The sequence below is a fragment of the Burkholderia sp. 28_3 genome, assembly GCF_003253915.1.
Lineage (GTDB): Bacteria > Pseudomonadota > Gammaproteobacteria > Burkholderiales > Burkholderiaceae > Burkholderia > Burkholderia cenocepacia.
This window is the reverse complement of the sequence record NZ_QKZF01000008.1, coordinates 18,613-35,215: the sequence shown is the minus strand read 5'-3', so window position 1 is coordinate 35,215 and position 16,603 is coordinate 18,613. Positions and strand designations below refer to the sequence as shown.

The window sequence follows — 16,603 nt, the reverse complement described above, 5'->3', positions numbered from 1 at the left end:
ATCGGCTCCTCTGGTTCAGGCCGGCCGCACGTACACGTGCGCGGCTTCGTGGGACAGGAAATGCGCCATCGAGTACGTGCGGTGATACGCGCCGCAGCGTTCGAACACCGCGATGTCGCCGACCTGCGGCGGCGCGCCCGCGTCGTCGCGGCCGATCACGTCCGCGCGGCTGCAGGTGCTGCCGACGTAGAGCGTCGGCACGCCGCGCGACGGCGGCGCGGGCATGCGGCGCACGAGCGACGGCGCGGCCAGGCGGCGCATCACCGATTCGGTCTGCGCGAGCAGGAACGCATGCGACAGCCCGCCGTCGCAGACGGCGATCGTGCGGTCCTGCCACGTCTTGACCGCGACGACGCGCGTCGCGAACACGCCCGCATCGGCGAAGATCGCGCGGCCCGATTCGTGCGCGAGCGAATACCGGCCGGCCAGCGGCGCGAGCGCGGCGGCATAGCGTTCGAACGCGGCATCGCCCGGGTGATCGTCGGCAAACCCGCCGCCGAGGCTCAACGAACCGAGCGGTGCGCCGTTGGCGGGCGCGAGATCGCGGGCCAGCGCCGCGAGCCGCTCGGGCAGCACGAGCGTGTCGGGCTGCGTCGGGTCCTGGCGGATGAACGAATGCGGGCCGGAGAACACGTGCAGCCCGGCCACCAGCAGGCCGGCGGCGGCGAGCGTGCGCACCGCGTCGTGCGCCTCGTTCGGCGTCATCCCGAAGTGGTCGTGCCACTGCGCGCGGGCGAGTTCGCCTGCCAGCGCGCCGGCATTCACGCGCAGCAGGACGGCGCCCGGCGTGCTGCCGCCGGCCGCCGCTTCGCGGGCGAGCGGCACGAAACGGGCGACCGCGTCGGGGTTGTCGAGCACGAAATGGCAGCGCGACGCGAGCCCGGCACGCATGAACATCTCGTCCATCGACGGATTGTTCAGGTAGCGCGCCGTCTTGATCCGGCCGATCACCGCGTCGAGTTCGCCGCGGCTCGCGAGTTCGACGCCGTCCTCGTACGCATGCGCGCAGCGCGCGAGCATGTCCTGGTTCGGGTTCGCCTTCAGCGACACGATCAGCCGCGTGCCGAGGCGCGCCTTCAGCGACCGGTAGCGGGCGATCGCGACCTCCGGCTCGTACACGTAGCACGGCGTGCGCAGATCGGCGATCCACGCGTGATCGCCGGCGGATGGAAGCGGGCGCTCAGGCGTCATGGCAGCCCACCGGATGGAGCGTGGCGGCCGCATACGCGCCGCAGTTCGACTGCATCACGCCGAGCACGCGCTTGCCGTGCGCGACCGCGTCGAGCCCGACGTCGGCCAGGTTGATCGGAAAATCCGAACAGCATGCGTGGCCGCGCGCATGGATGTTGTCCGCATACAGCCGCTCGGCCGGCACGCGCATCGCGCGGCACAGCGCGTTCCAGCCGGGCAGGTCGGCGTTGTGCGGCAGCACGAGGTCGTACGCGTCGAGCGCATGCGGCTCGAGCGCGACGGCCGCGTCGATCGCGCGGCGCGTGTACGGCCACTCCATCATGATCAGGTCGGCCTCGTTCGCGGCGACGGTGTCCGACCCGCGATGCCATTTCGCGTGCGTCTCGATCGCGATGCCGCCGAGCCGGTTCTTCGTGCTGTTGCGCACGATCAGCATCGCGGCCGCGCCGTCGCACTGCACGCCCGTCATCTGCCGCATCCGGTAGTCCTCGCCGTACACGCGATCGGACGAGACCACGAGCGCCGTGTCGAGCTGCGGATGGCGGCGCATCAACGCGCGCACGGTTTCGATGCCGGCCGCGACCGACACGCAGTTCAGTTGCGCGACGGAGCCGAGCCACAGCGGCTCGATGCCGAATTGCGCGGCCACTTCGTGCGGCAGGCTGCGCGGCGCGGGCGGCACGCTGAATTGCTGCGTGTGCACGTGCACGATCGCACCGACGTCGGCCGGCTGCACACGCGCGGTGTCGAGCAGCCGGCCGACCGCCGCGATCGCGAGATCGGTCTCGCTCGTGTCGAGCGCCATGTGGAAATAGCGGCTGCCCGACTGCGCGATCGCGGCCGCCCGCTGCGCCGGGTAGTCGCGTTCGGCGGCCCAGGCCTCGATATCGACCGGCAGGCCCGGCAGCTCGTAGGCCACCGCGTCGATGCCGATCCAGAAATCGCGTGACGTTTGGGAGGAGGTCGTCGTCATGGTTCAGTTGAGCGGCATCGCCGCGTAGTCGAGGACGTCGAGCTTTGCGAAGGTCGCCTGCACGGTCGGCGTGAGCAGGCCCATCTCGCGGATCGTCGGCACCAGGCGCCGGAAGATCGAGCGGCGGATCGAGCTCGACACCGGCGATTCGCGCACCATCGCGCTGCATTCGCGCCTGGACAGACCCATCGGTTCCCAGATGTCGTCCGCGCACAGGTGGTCGTACAGCACGGCCGCGCCTTCGCTGATGAACTCCTCGCGCTCGCGCAGCTCGTGCGCACTCATCTCCGCGTACACGCGGCACAGCGTGATCCGGCCGACCGCGAAGTGGCGTGCTTCGTCGCGCTGGATTCGCAGGAACAGGTCCTTGATGAACGGATCGGTGCTGTACGCGACGACGCTCTGGAAGATCGACAGCGCGATGCCCTCGACCAGCACCTGCATCCCGAGGTTCGTCATGTCGAGCGCGCTGCTCGTGATCGTGTCGTGCAGCAGCCCCTTCAGCGAGCGGCTCATCGGGTAGCTGACGTCGAGCTTCTCGTTGACGAGTTTCGCGTAGGCCTCGACGTGGCGCGCTTCGTCCATCATCTGCGCGGCTGCGCACAACCGCGCGCTCAGACCATTCTCGGCCGACGCGAGCTTCGACGCGCAGATCAGCGCGGCCTGCTCGCCGTGCAGGATCTGCGACAACAGCCAGCCCTGCGCGTGATGGCGCACCTCGCGCTTGTCCGCGTCGGCCAGCTTGCCCCACAGCTCGGTGCCGTAGATCAAGAGTGTCGGATCGGGCATGCCGAGCGGGTTCGCCGGGTCGAGGTCGTGGCGCCAGTCGACGTCGGTCGCGACGTCCCACTGCGCGGCCTTCGCCTTCTCGTACAGCCGGTTCAGCGCCTCTTCGCGCAGTGCGTAGTCGTTCGACATCAGCGCGTCGACGGGCATCGACCAGCGGATATCGGCCGTGTCCTGCATCACGGTAAGCGTGTCATTCATGTCAGGGTCTCCCCGGCCGCGCGGCGGCGCCGGAATGATGGGCGGAATCGGTGAACGGGGCGGCGGCGCGCGACGCGCCCGGGTGCGGCTCGACGCGGATCGCGAACGACGGCCACGCGCCGCGCAGTTGCGCGTCGAACGCGTCGGCGAGCCGCGCGGGCCAGATCGCGCAGCACACGCGGTTGTCGCCGGCGAACTCCGCGTCGCGCAGGATGCGGTCGCCGATCCACACGACCGGCGCGCCGCGCGATGCGTCGCGCAATGCTTCGTCGTACAGGTGCACGCCGAGCAGCACGTGCGGCGCGAGCAGTTCGGCCGGCAGCGCGCCGAAATACGGTGCGCACACTTCGATGAACAGGCGTGCGTCCGGATGCACGGCGTCGCGAATCCGCGCGGTGATTTCCGCGAGGAACGCGAAATACTGCACGTGATCGAGCAGCACGCGGCGCTCGCCGCCGGCCACGTCGTACGTATTGCCCGCGTCGTACGCATCGCCGGCCGCTTCCGCGAGCGCGGCGCGTGCGTAATCGGCTGGCGTGTCGAGCGGCATCCGGTACGCGCTGGCCGCGACCGCCACAGGCTGCCGCGCGTCGCGCTCGATCCGGTACGTGAAGTGAACGGGTCGCACCATGTCACGCCTCGCCGTCGAGAGAAAACGTCACGTCCGGCGCGAACGCGACGTCCGCGATCGCGTAATAGCCGTTCAGCGCGAGCGAGCAGACGGCCGCGCGGCGCGGCGTATCGCCGTCGCGGTGCGCGAGCAGCACCGACAGCCACGGGTCGCTGCCGAACGCATGGCCGAATACGCCGTGGCCGTCCGGCAGCAGCGGCGTCTTGCCGACCGACGCGAGCAGCGCGCGGCGCGACGTGGCCGGAAAGAACGGCAGCGCCGCGTGCAGGCCGGGGCGCGCCGCGCAGAACGTGCGGATGTCGCGGCCGAGCCGCACGACCGCGCTGGCCGGCGGCGCGGCGTCCGCAATGACCGACTGCGCCGGTTCGCGGCCGACGTCGACGAGCAGCGTGCAGACGCCGAAGCCCGAGCGCCCCCAGGCGGGGTTGCCGTGCCAGTACGTGTAGCCGTGCACGTCGAGGTCGACGATCTGCAGCAGCAGCGTGCGCGGCCCGGTTTCCGCCGCGGTCGCGAGCGTGCGGCGCAGCACGTAGCCCCAGCCCGCGCATTCGTACGAGCAGGTCATCCAGTCGGGCGTGTAGTCGTTCGCGCCGGCAAGGGCCTGCGCGAACACGCGATGCTGCGGCGAATCGTTCATCAGCAGCATCGACAGGATCGTCGAGCTGACCACGTAGTCGTCCGCGCCGATCGCACCGCACAGCCGCTCGCGTTCGGCGCACGCGAGCGTGCCGATCGCGCGGGCCGTGTCGTCGAGCGGCACGGCCGCGCCGTCGCGCGACGGCGCGACGCGCCGGTACGCGAGCGCCTGCACGGTCAGCGCGGTCGCCGGGGCCGGCTGGACGGCGGCGGCCGCCACGGGGGCAAGGGGCGCGAGCATGGTCGGATCAGGCCGCGTGCTGCTGGCTGCGCAGTTGCGCGTCGAGCTGCTGCAGCGTCGTGTACTGCGTGATGTTCAGCGCTTCCGGATCGATCGAGCCGTAAAGCTGTTCGCAGAACACGATCAGCTCGACGATGTTCAGCGAATCGATGCCGAGTTCGCCGATGCCGGCGTCGGTGTCGACGGTTTCGACATTGAGGATCTTCGCGACTTCGCGGGACAGGATGTCGAGCGCGTCGGCCGGAACGTTCTGGGTCGTCATGAGGGGAGCTCCTGAAGTTGAGTGGATTGGATCGGGATCGATCGGCCTGTCGCGTGGATCAACTGCCGGCTTCGCAGCGCAGGCTCTTGCGAAGCTCGTGATAACAACGGTACGAACTGCCTTCCATCTTCGAAAACGCCAGCAGGTCGCGCTGGTCGTCGAACAGCGGCACCTTGCCGTCGCGCACGAGCGCGGTCAGGAACTCGTTCGACAGCAGCTTGATCGCGAGCACACGCTGCACCTTGCCGAAGCTGTAGTGCGCGTCGTCGGTCTGGCTGCGCGCGGCGTCCGCGATGAAGCGGTGCACGGCGCGCGCATCGGCGTCGAGCTCGACGCGGCCGGTCCGTTCGAGCCAGCCGACGTGCGCCATCAGCGCGCGGACGAAGTACGGCCGCACGACGGTCAGGTATTTGTTGAACACGGTGGGGCCGCCGATCCGCAGGCGGTCCTCGGCGGCGACGCGTACCTGGCCGCCGACGTTCGCGAGCTGCAGGTTGCCCGCGAGGAACGGCGCGCCGCAGGTCGTGCGGGTCAGCTTCCGGTATTCGTCGGGCCATACGAGATAGGCGGCCGGGAACATCACGCCGGGCAGGCGCGCGGCGACGACGGCCATGCAGTCGCGATGCGCCTCGATGCCCCACACCTTGTCGACGGTCAGCGCGAGGCCGTGGTCGTCGCTGCGCACGACGGTGCGCCACGCGGCGAGCGTCGGGCCGCCGCCGTCGCTCATCAGGAACGCGAAGTTGTGGCCGGCGTCGATGCACTCGCAGGCACGGCGGTTCTGGTCGTCCGAGAAGAACAGCCCGAACATGATGCGGATGAACGCGCGCATGAACGGCTTGAACAGGTGATGAAACCCTTCGCGGCCGATCTGTCCGAGCAGCGCTTCGGTGAGCGGCGCTTCGTCGTGCCGCAGCGGGGTCGACGCGGATGCGTCGGGCAGCACGTCCGGTGCCGTGGAGCGCAGCGCGATCACCATCTCGCTGTCGAGCAGCCGCACGGCGGCGGCCTCGACGAGCCGGGCGGCCGCGCGTGGCGGCGTGCCGATCGCGTCGAGGTGGCGCAGCACCGGATACGCGGCCTGATCGGCCACGCGCAAGAGCAGCGACGGTGCGAGCGGGGCGGGGGCGGAAAGCGTGGACATGGCAGGGTTCCTGTCAGAAACGCACGCGCACGGCGGCGTCGATGCGGGTGCCGAGACCGACCATCCGGTACTCGGACTGGCTGTCGGAGAAGGCGTGGGTGAGCGCGACATCGACGCTCACGCGTGTGTTCACGTCGGCGACGACCTGCGCGATCGCGAGCAGGCCCTTGTCCTGCGGCGAATAGACGCCGCGCAACGAATACTCGATGCGGCCAACCTTCTTGCCGAGCCGCGCGAACAGGTAGTCGCGCAGGCTGCCGTCGACGCTCACGAAGCTGGCCGTGCCGCCGAGGCCGGCCAGCGCGGCGCCGGGCGCGACGGGCAGCAGCGCGTTGTTCGCCTGCACCGCGCCGACCATCCGGCGCCACTGGCTCGCGTCGTAACGCGCTTCGTCGTGCGACCACTCGACGATCAGCGACAGGTTGCCGGGCAGCGCGCTCTGCATGCCGAGCGCGCTGCGCCACATGTATTGGCGATCGTTGCGGCGATCGACGGCGTCGTACGCGGCCGCCGAATCGAGCGGCGTGCCGTTCGCGATGAAGGCGGGCAGCGGCCGCGTCGTGCCGCGTTCGAGCCACGCGCTCGCATAGACGGTGTTCGAGCGCGCGACGTCGAACGACAGCGTCGCGCCCGCGCCGCCGCGGCCCGCGTGACGGCCGGCGAGCAGCGCGGCGGAGCCGCCCGACCAGTTGTACGCGCCGCGCACCAGCTGCGTCGCGCCTTCGACGTCGCGGTTGTCGACGTCGTTGCGCAGCGTGCGGTTCTCGCCGGCGATGAACTGCAGCGTGGTCTGCTCGCCGGCCCATTTCGCTTCGACGAGCGGTGTGCCTTCGACGTCGCCGTAGCGATCGTAGATGTCGGCCGTCGCGGCCCGTTTCTGGAAGAAGCCGAGCGGGAAGAACGCCTGCGACGTGTCGAGCGTATCGATCCGCTTGCCGGCCGTGAGCGTGATGCCGTTGTCGAACGCGTAGCGCACGCCGGCTTCGTTGAAGCGGCTCGCCTGCGCGCCGAGCGAATGGTTGCTGGCGACCACGCGCGCATTCACGAACAGGTTCTCGCCGTCGATGCGCGCGAGCAGCCCGGCTTCCTGCTGGTTGCGCGGCGAATCGCCGATCAGGCGGCCGAGCAGCGCGTGGCCGTCCATGCTGTCGACGGAGCGCGCGTAGCCGATCCCGTTGAGCGTGCCGAGCTGGTCCATCAGCGATTCTCCGTGCGCGAGCGTGCAGCCGAGCGCGAGCGGGATGGCGAGCGCCACACCGGGCCAGCCGCGACGGGCGCGCTCGGGCGATGAACGGCGGCGGTCACGATGAGCGTCGGCATCGGCGTCGTACTCACTGGCCATCGGCGAGCGTGTCGGGATTGAACCAGCCCGACGGAATCTTGCGCGGCTGGCCGTCGAGGATGTCGACGACGCTCGCGCGCTGCTTCTCGACCTCGTTGCGATACGTGATCTTGCGGATCACCTTGCGGCCGTTCGCGTCGACCGGCGCGGAGAAATCCGCACTGCGAAACAGCAGGCCGCTCGCGAGGAAGAACTGCGCGCGCAGCGGCACGTCGGTATCGGGCGTGACCCACAGCTTGATCGTCGGGTACACGTTGTCGGGATCGGTCGCGGTCAGATCGAGCTCGGTGGCCGGCTTGCCGGCGATCGGCGTCGTGCCGGGCGCGACCGTCGCGCGATAGCTGTCGGCCCAGTGCGTGCGCGTGATGTCGCTGATCACGACTTCGCCCTGCAGCCGCTGCATTCCGTTGATGCGCACCGCGCTGCGCGTGTTCGGCACGTAGAACCAGTGCCCGCGCGTCGTCGCGAGGTATTTCTGGCCGTCGTTCTCGCCGCTGCGCGTCAGCGCGAGCGTGTCGCCGTTGCCGCGCGTGTAGACGAGATAGCGCGTCGCGTCGCCGGATTGTCCGCCGACTTCGTTGGTGATCTCGATGTTGGTCTGCGTATCGGCGGCCGTGCTGCGGTAAGCGTCGGCACGGGCGAGCATGGTCTGCGCCGGCGGCGCGTCGGCCGCGTGGGCGGCGAGCGGCACGCACGCGACGAACGCGGCGAACGTGAGACGAATGCGATTCATGGGGCGAGTCCTTCGAGGATGTTGCGTTTCGCGAGCCCGAGCGTCGCGAGCAGCGCCGCGGCCACGCCGAGCACGACGAACGCGGCTTCGACGGCAGCCACGGCGACGGGCGACACGGTGAATTCGAGCAGGATCGGTTTCACGCGGCCGGGCGGCGCGGGCAGGTGGATCTGCGCGTGATTGAGCGCGACCATCGTCAGCAGCGCGAGCGCGATGCCGGCGGCCGCGCCGAGCAGGCCGAGCAGCGCGGTTTCCTGGATCAGCACGCCGCGCACCGTCGCGGCCGGCACGCCGAGCGCGCGCAGCGTCGCGATCTCGCGGCGGCGCTCGACGATGCTCATCAGGATCCAGTTGCTCATCGACAGCAGGATCGTCACGCAGAGGATCGCGCCGAATACCGAGAACTGGTTCTTGTACAGCGCGACGACCTGGTGATAGAGCGACACCAGCTGGTCCCAGGTCCGCACGTCGAGCGTCGGCAGCGCGGCGCGCAGCGTCGCGGCGGCGGCCGGCGTGCCGGCGGTGTCCTTGAGGAACACCGCGATGCGCGACGCGCGGTCGGTGCGCAGCAGCGCCTGCGCGGCCGCGAACGTCACGTTGACGATCCGCTCGTCGACGTCCTTGTTGCCGGTGCTCATCACACCGACGATCTGCGCGTCGGTCGCGTTGATCCCGCCGTGCGCGGTCGACGCCATCAGCTGCACGACCGAGCCGACGTGCACGCCGAGCTTGCGCGCGAGTTCGGCGCCGACGACGACTTCGGTGCCGGCGTTCGTCGGCGACAGGTAGCGGCCCGACAGCACCGTGTGATAGTCGAAGAAGCCGGGCGGTTCGCGGTTCGGCTCGATCCCTTCGCCGACGAACCCGTAACTGAGATCGCCGTTCGACACGAGTCCGTCGAAGTCGATGCCGCGCGCGGTCGTCGCGACGCCGGGCAGCTTTGCAATCGCCTGCGTGGCGGCAGCCTGTTCGTCGGCGCTCAGCCCGTACTGCAGCGGCCGTTCGCCGATCAGGTCGAGATAGCCGTGATGCAGCACCTGCACGTGGCCGACGCCGCTGTCGATCGAGCCTTCGCGCACCGCGTCGAACGTCGCGATCACGTAGCCGAGCGCGAGGCTCGACGCGAACGCGGCGACGCCGATCATCGCCATCGTCAGCACGGTGCGGCGCCGGTTGCGCCAGAGGTTACGCCACGCAAACGTCGACCAGTTCACGATTCACTCCCGGTACGCCGTCGCGCATTTCGATGCGGCGCGGCAGGTGCGCGCACAGACGATCGTCGTGCGACGCAATCAGAAAGGCGGTGCCCAGCGTGCGCTGGGTGTCGAGGATCAGCTCGGCGACCGCCCGCGCGTTGGCGCTGTCGAGGCTCGCGGTCGGCTCGTCCGCGATCACGATGGCCGGCTCCTTGGCGAGCGCGCGGGCCAGCGCGACGCGCTGTTGCTCGCCGCCGGACAGCTCGCCGGGGCGGTGCCGTTCGCGCGCGGCGAGGCCCACCGCGTCGAGCATCGCGCGGGCGCGTTCGCGCCGCGTGCGCGGCGTGCCCCACGCGAAGCAGCCGAGCTCGACGTTCTCGAGCGCCGACATCACCGGAATCAGGTTGAATTGCTGGAACACGAAGCCGATGCGCTCGCGGCGAATCCGTTCGAGCGTGTCCGGCGCGTCGTCGATCCGGCGGCCTTCGAGCCAGCGTTCGCCGCTGCTCGGCACGTCGAGAAAACCGGCGAGGTTGAGCAGCGTGCTCTTGCCGCTGCCCGACGGTCCGACGAGCGCGACGACGTCGCGCCGGCCGATCGAGATCGTCGCGCCGCGCACCGCGACGACGCGGCCCGCGCCTTCGTACACGCGGGTGACGTCGCGCAGTTCGAGCACGGAGTCGAGCGGGACGGCCGTCATGCGAACGCTCCCTGGCCGGCTTCGGCGGCAACCGGCGCGGCGATCACGGGCAGTGCGCCGTTCGCATAGAGATCGCGGCACTTCAGGCGCTGCAGCTTGCCGCTCGTCGTGCGCGGCAGCGAGCCGGGCTCGACGAAACACAGATCCTGCGCGGCGAAGCCGATGCGCGACGTGAGCAGTTGCTGGCACTCGGTGCGCGTTTGCGGCGTCGCGTCGACCGGCCGCGCCTCGATCGCGACGACCAGCCGCTCGGTGCCGGTTTCGGGATCGGGCAGGCCGAACGCGATGCAGGTGCTCTTGCGCAGCGCGCAGTGCGAGGCCAACGCTTCCTCGATCTCGTGCGGGAAATAGTTGCTGCCGCGAATGATGATGACTTCCTTCTTGCGGCCGAGGATATGCAACTGGCCGTCCGCGACGTAGCCGATGTCGCCGGTGCGGAACCAGCCGTCGGCCGTCAGCGGCGCGGCGATCGTGCCGTCGTCGGGGTTCAGGTAGCCGAGCATCACCGACGTGCCGCGGATCGCGACTTCGCCGACCGCGCGATTGGCCAGCGCGTGGTCGCCGTCGTCGAGGATGCGGAACGCCATCCCGTCGATCGGCGTGCCCATCGCGAGCACCGTTTCGGTCTCCGTGTCCTGGCCATCGTTCGCGGCGGCCGGCTGCGCGTCGCGGCGCTCGATCAGCGCGCGCCGGTCGAGCGTATCGGCGATCACGTACGGCGCGCCATCGACCGCGCCTTCGTGCCAAGCACGATGCATCGATACCGCGAGCGTCGATTCGGCCATCCCGTAGCACGGTTGCAGCGCCGACGCCGCGAGGCCGTACGGCGCGAACGTCGCGGCGAAATCGCGCAGCGTCGCGTCGTCGACGCGTTCGCCGCCGATGAAGATGTTGCGGCACGCGGACAGGTCGACGCCATCCATCGCGGCGGCATTGAAGCGGCGCACGCAGTAGCGCAGCGCGAAGGTCGGCACCGACGTCGTCGTCGCGCGCGCCGACGCGATGCGCTTGAGCCAGCCGAGCGGATTCCGGATGAAGCTGTTCGGCTGCATCATCAGCAACGGCGCGCGGTAATGCAGGTTCGACAGCAGCGTGAGCAGCCCCATGTCGTGATAGAGCGGCAGCCACGACGCGGTGCCGTCGCCGGCCGCGATGTCGAAGCGCACCGATCCGCCGATGCCGAGCACGTTCGCGATCACGTTCTCGTGACTGAGCACCGCGGCTTTCGGATACGACGTCGAACCCGACGTGAGCTGCACATGATGCGGATCGCGGCCGCTCTTCGAACTGATCAGCGCGCGCGCGCCGGCATCCGCCGCGCTCGACAGCGTCGCGAGATCGACGACGCGCGTGGCGGCCGCGGGAAACGCGTCGTCGCGCCAGGCCGCGGCCTGCGCGTCGGCGGCGATGACGAGGCGCGGCCGGTACAGCTCGCACGCGACGTCCGCCACCTGCCGCCCGGCCGTGGCACGCCGCGCGGGAACGGGCACGGTGCACGGCAGCGCGCCCGTCATCACGCACGCCATCATCGCGACCGCATGCTCGACCGACGCCGGCAGCGCAAGCATCACCAGGTCGTTCTCGCGCACCCCGAGCTCGCGCAGCGCGCCGGCCTGGCGAAACACCGCTTCCGCGAAGTGCCGGTACGTGATGCCCGCTTCGTGGCCCGCGTCGTCGACGAACGTCATGCGATGCATGGCGCCCGCGACGTCCTCGAGCGATTCGATCAGACGGTGAATGGTGGAAGCGCACTTCGTCACGAGGATTCTCCCCTTGAGGAACACGGCCGCTCGCGCCACGGTGCCGGCGGCGCCGTTCGTCGAGTGAGGAGGATTCTTGCCGGATCGATCGGCGGCGACAAACGGAATCTATGCAGGCTATGCATGAGCAGCGCGCATCCACGAGGTGACTGGTCGGTCTCATTCGACCGGTCGTCTAGTTCACGATGTGGTGCGCTCATGCGCAGGCGTCATGCAATGCGTTCGGAAAATTCGTTTGTCCGAAACATCGACTCACAGAAGAATTGCAACCCGGCAGCGCGCCAGCGTCGCCGCGTCATCGTGCCGGGGCAGTCCGGCTCAAGGAGAGCGTCTTGTCCGTCACCTCATCGCTTGTCGCCCGCCCGAAACCGGTTGCGGACATGAAGAGCCGCCCGAGCGGCGTGGTCTTCTCGCTGAAGCTGGCGGTCTACGTCGCGCTCATCGCGCACGGGATGATGTTCGCGCTGTCGACGCTCGTGATCCTGAAGATCGTCGGCATCCTGCTGATCGGCGCGATGTACGCGCACGGCGTCGAGCTGCAGCATCAGGCGCTGCATTACCAGGGGTTCCGCAGCAAGCGGCTGAACATGGTGTTCGGCGTGCTGCTCGGCATGCCGATGCTCGTGTCGTTTCATGCGTACCAGGACAGCCACCTGCGGCATCACCGGCTGCTCGGCACACCGGAGAACAAGGAGTTCTTCGATTACGGCGACCAGTACGGCGCACGCCCCGTCGTCAACGTCGGGCTGTGGATGTGGCGGCTGTCGATGGCCGCGCACTATATCCAGTTCGCGAAGAACGTCGCGAAGCTCGTCGTGCCGGGCGCGCGCTTCGGCGACAATGCGCTCGTGTCGCGCGCGATCCGCCGCGACTACCTACTGATGGCCGCCGCGATCGCGCTGCTGGCCGCGCTGTCGTTCGCGTTGCACACGTGGTTCGTCGTCTGGGTGTGGGTCGTGCCGCTCGTATCGGTCGCGGCGCCCGTGCATGCGCTGGTCGAGATGCCCGAACACTACCGCTGCGACCTGACGAGCACCGACCCGTTCCGCAACACGCGGACGATCGAGAGCAACGCGTTCATGACGTGGTTCACGAACGGCAACAACTATCACGTCGAGCATCACATGATGCCGAACCTGCCGATCGAGCGGCTGCACGACCTGCATGGCGCGATCGCGCCGCGCATCCGCTATTACCACCGCACGTATCGGCAGTTCTACTCTGCGTTGCTGCGCGGCCGGCTGTCGCCGCGTGCGGTGGACGACGACCGGGACGATCGCGAGCCCGATGCCGAGGCGGCCACGCCGGCCTCGACCCAATCGGCATGACCGCGCCACGCGTTGCGACGACGGTGACGACGATGCTCTATCCGGAATTGTTCAGGTCGCTCGAAGCGGTCCGCTGGGACATGGAGAAGGACATTCCGTGGGACAAGTTCGACGCTTCGCTGCTCACCGACGAGCAGGCGAAGACGATCAAGATGAACGCGATCACCGAATGGTCGGCGCTGCCCGCGACGGAAATGTTCCTGCGCGACAACCAGCACGACAGCGACTTTTCCGCGTTCATGAGCGTGTGGTTCTTCGAGGAGCAGAAGCATTCGCTGGTGCTGATGGAATACCTGCGCCGCTTCAAGCCCGAGATGGTGCCGACCGAAGAGGAACTGCACGCGGTGCGCTTCCAGTTCGATCCGGCGCCGCCGCTCGAGACGCTGATGCTGCACTTCTGCGGCGAGATCCGCCTGAACCACTGGTACCGCTGCGCGGCCGACTGGCACACCGAGCCCGTCATCAAGCAGATCTACGAAACGATTTCGCGCGACGAAGCGCGTCATGGCGGCGCGTACCTGCGCTACATGAAGAAGGCGTTGAACAACTGCGGCGACGTCGCCCGTGCCGCATTCGCGAAGATCGGCGTGCTGATGGCGTCGGCGCGCCGCACCGAGAAGCCGCTGCACCCGACCAACCTGCACGTGAACCAGGCGCTGTTCCCGCGCGACACCGTGCAGTCGCGTCTGCCGGATCCGGAATGGCTCGAGCGCTGGCTCGACGAGCAGATCCGGTTCGACGGCGAGTGGGAGAAGAAGGTCGTCGAGCGGATCCTGCACAACCTGTCGATCCTGTTCGAGCGCACGTTCGCGACCGCGCAGGAATTGAACCGCTATCGCCGCGAAGTGACCGCGCGCGTGAATGGCGCGGCGGACGGTCCGTAGCGGATTCATCTTGACGGTCGTCGCGCGGCGCGGCCCGAATTCCGCCCGACATGCGCATCGAATGCACACCGACCGGCGCTGCCGGCCGGCGGATTATGCATTTCCGGACATAATCGGCTCGTCAGTTTCACGAGGCGGCATGAAAATACCGGATTTCATCCGTTTAGTATATTTTAATAAACGCTAAATTCCGGATTTGAATGGCATTTTGTATGTATGTTGCAGACTGTTTGTTTTCGCAATCCGGAAAATAAAATGAAAAGTCGGCTGATTGAAATCGATTTGTAGGCATCGGATGATTTCTCTGTCATGACGTCGATATGGATGCGATGACGTCGAATTTTGTCGGCAATCGCCTGTTTTTACGCCAATTTATCAACCCTTTTGGTACGCTCGATTCGTTCGCATATTAATTTACAAAATCACTACTTGATAATGTTTGTGTAAGCGTATCGATGCGATGAAAATTGATAGATAAATACAAGTGTCACGATTGAAAATAAGAATGATATGCATCCATGCTTCAATATAAAATCGTTTCCGAATCCAAATAGGAGAGACGATCCAGGGAGACGAACGGCAACTTGTCTGTCGATGGGTGCAACTTTGAGGCGGCGGTATGGCTAATGTGAGATTGGCAAAGCGATTGAGAAGTCTGCCTTCGCTGGATTTCCTGAGAGGCTTCGAATGCGCGGCGCGCCATTTGAGCTTCACGCGTGCGGGGCAGGAGCTCAACGTCACGCAATCGGCCGTGAGTCGGCAGGTCAAGGCGCTCGAAGAGCAGCTCCGGATCGAGCTGTTTCATCGGCACATTCGTTCGCTCACGCTGACCGACAAGGGGCGCGAGTTGTACGACGCGATCTCGTTCGCGTTGTCCGATCTGGAATCGGTGGTCGGCAAGCTGTCGTCGAGCGTCGGCCAGCGCGCCATTTCGTTGTCGACCACCGTTTCGTTCGCCGCGCTGTGGCTGATTCCGCGCCTCGGTTCGTTCCGCGCCAGCTATCCGGACATCGACGTGCGCGTGTCGGCAACGAGCGAAATTGAAGATCTTAAACGCAAACGTTTGCACCTGGCGGTGCGTTATGCCGGCCCGTATACGTCGACCGACGATACGGACGTGTTGTTTCGCGAGCGTGTCGTGGCGGTGTGCAGCCCGAGCCTGTTGACGGCGATGGGCGACGCCGCATCGATGAAGCCGGCCGATCTCGACAAGCACGTGCTGCTGCATCTCGATGACCCGCGCGGCGAATGGCCGTGGCACGGGTGGAGCCATTTGCTGAAGGAGCTCGGCGTGCCGCGGCTGCGGCCGGCCGGCGCGCTGCACTTCAGCCAGTACGATCAGCTGGTCCAGGCCGCGGTCGACGGGCACGGCATCGCGATCGGCAGGCGGCCGCTGGTCGACGGGCTGCTGAAGCAGGGGCGGCTCGTCGAGCTGTTCCCGCATTGCACCGTTGCGTCGGGCAGCTACGTGCTCGTGCAGAACCCCGATGCGTGCAACGAATTCGATATCGCGGTGCTGACCAACTGGCTGCTCGATCAGGCGTGCCCCGCGCTCGCGCCGGAGCAGGACACGGCAGGCAGCAACGTGCTGCCGATGTATCGCGTCGGATAGCGCGGCCCGGCGAATGCGTTGTGCGCGGCGTCATGCGCAATACCTGCAACCTGTGCGATGATGCGCCGCTTCGCGTTCGTCACGGAACGCCACCGACCGGCGACGCCCGGTTCCGGGCCACCGCCGAGTCCTGACCTCCCGGAGACAGCATGCCCGCACACGGCATTCAAGGCAGTACCCTGCATTACCTCGATCACGGCGCCGGGTTTCCGGTGCTGCTCGGGCACAGCTATCTGTGGGATGCCACGATGTGGGCGCCGCAGATCGACGCACTGTCGCGCCGGTATCGCGTGATCGTGCCGGACCTCTGGGGGCATGGCGCATCGGGCGCGCTGCCGGACGGCACGCACACGCTCGACGATCTCGCCACGCAGGCGAGCGCGCTGCTCGACGCGCTGGAAATCGAACAGTGCGCGGTCGTCGGCCTCAGCGTCGGCGGCATGTGGGGCGCACGGCTCGCGTTGCGCGAGCCGCAGCGCGTGCGCTCGCTGGTGATCATGGACGCGTCGCTCGACGCCGAGCCGGACGCGACGCGCGCCCGCTACTTCGGAATGCTCGATGCGATCGAGGCCGCGGGCCGCATCGCGCCGCCGCTGCTCGACGCGATCGTGCCGCTGTTCTTCCGGCCGGACGTGAATCTGGAAGATCCGGTGCCGACCGCGTTTCGCGATGCGTTGGCGAACCTGCCCGCCGACCGGTTGCGGCAATCGATCGCGCCGCTCGGTCGGCTGATCTTCGGCCGGCCCGACACGCTGCCCGCACTGGCCGAACTCGACGCGGAACGCACGCTGCTGATGTGCGGCGCGGGCGACATGGCGCGCCCGCCGTCGGAAACCGTGAAGATGGCGAGCGTGATCGGCTGCGCGCATGCGCTGGTGCCGGACGCCGGCCATATTTCGAACCTGGAAAATCCCGCGTTCGTCACGCGCACGCTGCTCGACTGGTTCGACGCGCAGCCGCTGCACGCGAACTGACGACCGCGC

General features: G+C 68.1%; 16 protein-coding genes. 4 read left to right on the top strand and 12 right to left on the bottom strand.

Going from position 1 to position 16,603, the window contains the following annotated elements; genetic code table 11:
• Window positions 1–15 precede the first annotated feature (15 nt).
• From DFS13_RS18545 to DFS13_RS18490, 12 genes are read right to left on the bottom strand one after another with little or no spacing between them, the layout of a single operon-like run.
• Complete coding sequence (locus DFS13_RS18545; protein WP_060213177.1) at window positions 16–1,191, bottom strand: PLP-dependent decarboxylase; 1,176 nt, start codon at window positions 1,189–1,191, stop codon at window positions 16–18.
• Window positions 1,181–2,164 (bottom strand): 3-oxoacyl-ACP synthase, encoded by a 984-nt coding sequence (locus tag DFS13_RS18540; protein ID WP_111441966.1) that lies wholly within the window; start codon window positions 2,162–2,164, stop codon window positions 1,181–1,183. Before DFS13_RS18540 ends, DFS13_RS18545 begins: the two co-directional genes overlap by 11 nt.
• Window positions 2,165–2,167: 3 nt before the next feature.
• Window positions 2,168–3,151: a ferritin-like domain-containing protein gene (locus tag DFS13_RS18535; protein ID WP_166677918.1), complete on the bottom strand. Its 984-nt coding sequence runs from the start codon at window positions 3,149–3,151 to the stop codon at window positions 2,168–2,170.
• A gap of 1 nt (window position 3,152) precedes the next feature.
• Entirely contained in the window at window positions 3,153–3,782 is a 630-nt protein-coding gene (locus DFS13_RS18530) for a hypothetical protein (RefSeq protein WP_006487268.1), read from the bottom strand.
• Window position 3,783: 1 nt separating this feature from the next.
• Entirely contained in the window at window positions 3,784–4,659 is an 876-nt protein-coding gene (locus DFS13_RS18525) for a hypothetical protein (protein WP_109343076.1), read from the bottom strand.
• A gap of 7 nt (window positions 4,660–4,666) precedes the next feature.
• Window positions 4,667–4,921 carry an acyl carrier protein gene (locus DFS13_RS18520; RefSeq protein ID WP_006481176.1) on the bottom strand — a complete coding sequence of 85 codons (255 nt, stop codon included), beginning with the start codon at window positions 4,919–4,921 and terminating at the stop codon, window positions 4,667–4,669.
• A gap of 58 nt (window positions 4,922–4,979) precedes the next feature.
• Entirely contained in the window at window positions 4,980–6,065 is a 1,086-nt protein-coding gene (locus DFS13_RS18515; RefSeq protein WP_111441965.1) for a hypothetical protein, read from the bottom strand.
• Between the two features lie 13 nt (window positions 6,066–6,078).
• Window positions 6,079–7,407, bottom strand: coding sequence for a hypothetical protein (locus tag DFS13_RS18510; protein ID WP_111441964.1), 1,329 nt, complete (start codon window positions 7,405–7,407; stop codon window positions 6,079–6,081).
• Window positions 7,397–8,140 (bottom strand): outer membrane lipoprotein-sorting protein, encoded by a 744-nt coding sequence (locus DFS13_RS18505; protein WP_006482245.1) that lies wholly within the window; start codon window positions 8,138–8,140, stop codon window positions 7,397–7,399. Before DFS13_RS18505 ends, DFS13_RS18510 begins: the two co-directional genes overlap by 11 nt.
• Entirely contained in the window at window positions 8,137–9,354 is a 1,218-nt protein-coding gene (locus tag DFS13_RS18500) for an ABC transporter permease (RefSeq protein ID WP_048988606.1), read from the bottom strand. Before DFS13_RS18500 ends, DFS13_RS18505 begins: the two co-directional genes overlap by 4 nt.
• The gene (locus tag DFS13_RS18495) at window positions 9,326–10,036 is read right to left on the bottom strand and encodes an ABC transporter ATP-binding protein (RefSeq protein WP_058903861.1); all 711 of its coding nucleotides are present in this window, start codon (window positions 10,034–10,036) and stop codon (window positions 9,326–9,328) included. Before DFS13_RS18495 ends, DFS13_RS18500 begins: the two co-directional genes overlap by 29 nt.
• Complete coding sequence (locus DFS13_RS18490; RefSeq protein ID WP_241308518.1) at window positions 10,033–11,796, bottom strand: fatty acyl-AMP ligase; 1,764 nt, start codon at window positions 11,794–11,796, stop codon at window positions 10,033–10,035. Before DFS13_RS18490 ends, DFS13_RS18495 begins: the two co-directional genes overlap by 4 nt.
• Window positions 11,797–12,176: 380 nt before the next feature.
• Between DFS13_RS18490 and DFS13_RS18480 the strand changes: the two genes are divergently transcribed.
• From DFS13_RS18480 to DFS13_RS18460, 4 genes are all read left to right on the top strand, one after another.
• Entirely contained in the window at window positions 12,177–13,124 is a 948-nt protein-coding gene (locus tag DFS13_RS18480; protein WP_111441962.1) for a fatty acid desaturase, read from the top strand.
• A 23-nt stretch (window positions 13,125–13,147) separates the two neighbouring features.
• The gene (locus tag DFS13_RS18475) at window positions 13,148–14,008 is read left to right on the top strand and encodes a diiron oxygenase (protein WP_111442029.1); all 861 of its coding nucleotides are present in this window, start codon (window positions 13,148–13,150) and stop codon (window positions 14,006–14,008) included.
• 619 nt (window positions 14,009–14,627) lie between these two features.
• On the top strand, window positions 14,628–15,620 hold the full coding sequence (locus tag DFS13_RS18465; protein WP_006482230.1) for a LysR substrate-binding domain-containing protein: 993 nt from the start codon (window positions 14,628–14,630) through the stop codon (window positions 15,618–15,620).
• Between the two features lie 149 nt (window positions 15,621–15,769).
• Window positions 15,770–16,594: an alpha/beta fold hydrolase gene (locus DFS13_RS18460; RefSeq protein WP_060214139.1), complete on the top strand. Its 825-nt coding sequence runs from the start codon at window positions 15,770–15,772 to the stop codon at window positions 16,592–16,594.
• The last annotated feature ends 9 nt before the right edge of the window (window positions 16,595–16,603 follow it).